This window comes from Mycobacterium innocens (genome assembly GCF_900566055.1).
GTDB classification, from domain to species: Bacteria; Actinomycetota; Actinomycetes; order Mycobacteriales; family Mycobacteriaceae; genus Mycobacterium; species Mycobacterium innocens.
This window is the reverse complement of sequence record NZ_UPHQ01000170.1, coordinates 1-3,106: the sequence shown is the minus strand read 5'-3', so window position 1 is coordinate 3,106 and position 3,106 is coordinate 1. Positions and strand designations below refer to the sequence as shown.

The 3,106-nt window shown below is 66.2% G+C and carries 2 pseudogenes; both read right to left on the bottom strand.

The annotated features are described in order from the left end of the window. Positions 1 to 304: 304 nt before the first annotated feature. A pseudogene (locus EET03_RS16805) lies at positions 305 to 2,614 on the bottom strand (GH92 family glycosyl hydrolase); the annotation flags it as partial. Between the two features lie 106 nt (positions 2,615 to 2,720). Further along, positions 2,721 to 2,945: pseudogene (locus EET03_RS16800) on the bottom strand (FAD-linked oxidase C-terminal domain-containing protein); the annotation flags it as partial. Positions 2,946 to 3,106 lie beyond the last annotated feature (161 nt).

Below are 3,106 nucleotides of genomic sequence, written 5' to 3'. Positions count from 1 at the left end.
TTCAAAAGGGCCCAGCGATGGTGGAAAGACCTGGTGCAACGTCAACCAGGCATGTTCGCCCACTGGGCGTGGATGACCGAGTTCTAAACGGACTGGATGAGAAGAGCGGAGTGACGGGAGACTGTCACGCTCCGTTCTGTGGGAGCCCCGGGGTGAGACCCCCCGGGGCCACCCGGCAGGCTAAACGTGTCGCTTGCGTGGTGAATTCGGGTGCGGTAACGCGGCCGTGCAACCTGGTCCCGACGCTGTCGGGTCGGGTCCCAACCATGCGAATTGCCGATCACGACCGCTGCTGTGACGGCGGAGCTGCTGCGCCGAACGACGGTGGCGCGGCGGACTCCGCCGTGCCCCAAACCATATTGGGGGTGGCGGATAGCGAGAACGTCACGTCGCCGCCGGTGCGGATGAACGACTCCGGAAGCAATGTCTGATCGGTGGCCCGGCCGTCGACGCTGAGGCCGTTGATGTACTTCAGGCCGTAGCGTCCGGACGCCCCCGGGGCGAAGATCCGGATGGTTTTGCCGCCCGGAATCGATACCTGAGCGCGATCGAACAGCGGTGTGTTCACGGTGAGGACCGGCGTGCCCGGGGTGCTGGGGAACAGGCCGAGCGCGGCCCAGACATACCAGCTGGACTGCGCGCCGAGGTCGTCGTTACCCGGCTCGCCGTCGGGTCTGGGGCCGAATAGTTCGCTGCGCACCCGGTTGACCGTCTCCTGGGTCTTCCACGGTTGACCGACGTAGTTGTACAGCCACGGCACCCCGAAGTCCGGCTCGTTGCCGGCCCACATAAACGGCCTGTTGGGGCCCGCATTGAGTTCAGTCAGGAAGCGGTCGAGCCGGTCGGCCGCGGCCTGGCGGCCACCGAGAGCGGCCACCAGGCCAGCGACGTTGTGCGGCACCAACCACAGGTATTGCTCGGCGTTGCCCTCGTCGTATCCGTCCTGGCCGAAGCCCCATAGAGGCTCCAGGAAGCCGGGCCCGAGAGGGAACGCGCCGTCGGCATTGCGGGGCGAGAGGTAACCGGTGGCCGGATTGAACAGGTTCTGCCAGTACTGCGCCCGGTTCTGGAACTCGGCAGCGGTCACGGTGTCGCCGAGGGCGTCGGCGAACCGGGAGATGGTGAAGTCGTCGACCGACCACTCCAGCGTGATCGAGGCGCCGACGATGTTGTGGTCGGCTCGGAACTCGTCCGTCTGGGGTGCGTAGCCGCGCTCCAGGTAGGTGGCGATTCCGGGCCGCTCCACGTAGCCGCCCCGACCGACACCGCCCTGGGTGGCTCCGCTGACCATGTAGCGCAGTGCCGTCTTGACGTCGAAGTCTCTGGCTCCGAAGGTGTAGAGGTTCACGATGAGCGGCACCACGTTGTCTCCGGTCATCTCGCCGGTCGCGGCATTGGCCAGGGCCCAACGGGGAAGCGATCCGCTTTGCTCGGCGTCGTTCACCAGCGATTGGGCCATGTCGCTGGCTTGCGCCGGGAACAGCAGTGCCTGCAGGGCCGCCAAGCACCGGTAGGTGTCCCAGTCGGAGAAGTTGGCGTACTGGGTGTGCCCCTGGGCCACGGTGTGGATGTTGCCGTCGAATCCGATATAGCGTCCGTCGGCGTCGTTGAACGTGTTGGGGTGCAACAATGTTCGGTATAGCGAGGTGTAGAAGGTTTGCAGGTCGCCGCTATCGGTGCCGGCCACCGTGATGCGGGCCAGCGCGGCGTTCCACTGCGCTAATGCGGCGGCGCGCACCTCGTCGAAACTCCGTCCGCCCTCGGCCCCGAGGTTGGCCCGCGCCCCGTCGACACTGACGTAGGAAATCGCGGTCCGCGCCTCGAGCACCGAGCCGGCCGGGAACTCCACGTACCCCCCGCTGTAGATCGAATCCGCAGTGCCGGCACCGGGATAGACCGCGTCGCCGTCCCAGGTGCCATATGAGGTGAAGGGCCGGCTGAACTTCATGGCGAAGTACACCGTGTAGGTGTTGTTCTTGCCGCAGAATCCACCGGTGGTCGCCGATCCGGTGATCGTGGTGTGGTCCTGGCCGATCTGGATGGTCGCGGCGTCTTTGCCCCCCAGCGACGCGCCGGAACGCACGTGGAACAGCGCATGGTGACCGTTGGCCGGGTAGCTGAACCTGCCGACACCGGTGCGCGTGGTGGCGGTCAGTTCCGCGGTCACCCCGGTGGCGGGGAAGCGCACGGTGTAGTAGCCGGGCACGCCCACCTCGGTGCTGTCGTGGGCGATCTCCTCCCAATCGTCCCAGGGCCGCGGGCCGATCGGGGTGGTTGTCGGCAGCATCGAAATATCGCCGAACGCCGCGCAGCCCACCGAGGCGTGGGTCATGCTGAATCCGGTCGAGCGCTCGTTATCGTGGTCGTAGCCGGCATAGGTGTCAGTGGTGTCCGGCGAGTACTGCACCATGCCGAAGGGCACCGAGGCCCCGGGGAAGTTGTTGATTTCGCCCACCGTTTCGCCGCCCGTCCCGGTGCCGATGAGCGTGTCGACGTGGCTGATGGGGTTCACGACGAACGCGGGTTGATCGGCGTGCGCCGCCGGTGGCGCACCGCTCAGCAGCACGCCGACAATCGCCGCTACCAACGCGGCCAGCGGCCTACCTGAGTGCATCGCTGGATATCCTCTCGACGTCTCGAGATGGATCGGTGGACCGGACGGCACCAGCGCAGTCGATGAGTCGCTGCAGCGGCCGCGAGCGCACCACGGGGTGGCCGCCTCACATCGTTTCGGCGGGGAAGAGAATACCGGGGTTGAGGATCCCCGCCGGGTCGAAGCTCTGCTTGATTCGGCGCATCAGCGCGATCTTCGCCGGGTCTTCGAGCTGCAGGAAGTACGGGGTCTTGGCGTGGCCCAGACCGTGTTCGCCGGAGATCGCGCCGCCCAATTCCATTGCGAGCGCAAAGATGTCGGTCATCAGCTGCTTCTTTTTCGCCGGCTCCTTAGAGCCTGTTCACAAACGGTTATGCTGCCTGCTCGATGGGCGCTGGCGGGCCGCTACGGGGGCGTCCCCATCTGGGATGTGGTGGTGCGCCTGATGTCGCCTGTTGGAGTTTGCGGGTCATGATTGTCACGGTGGCCCACAGCACCATGGCTTCGTGGTGC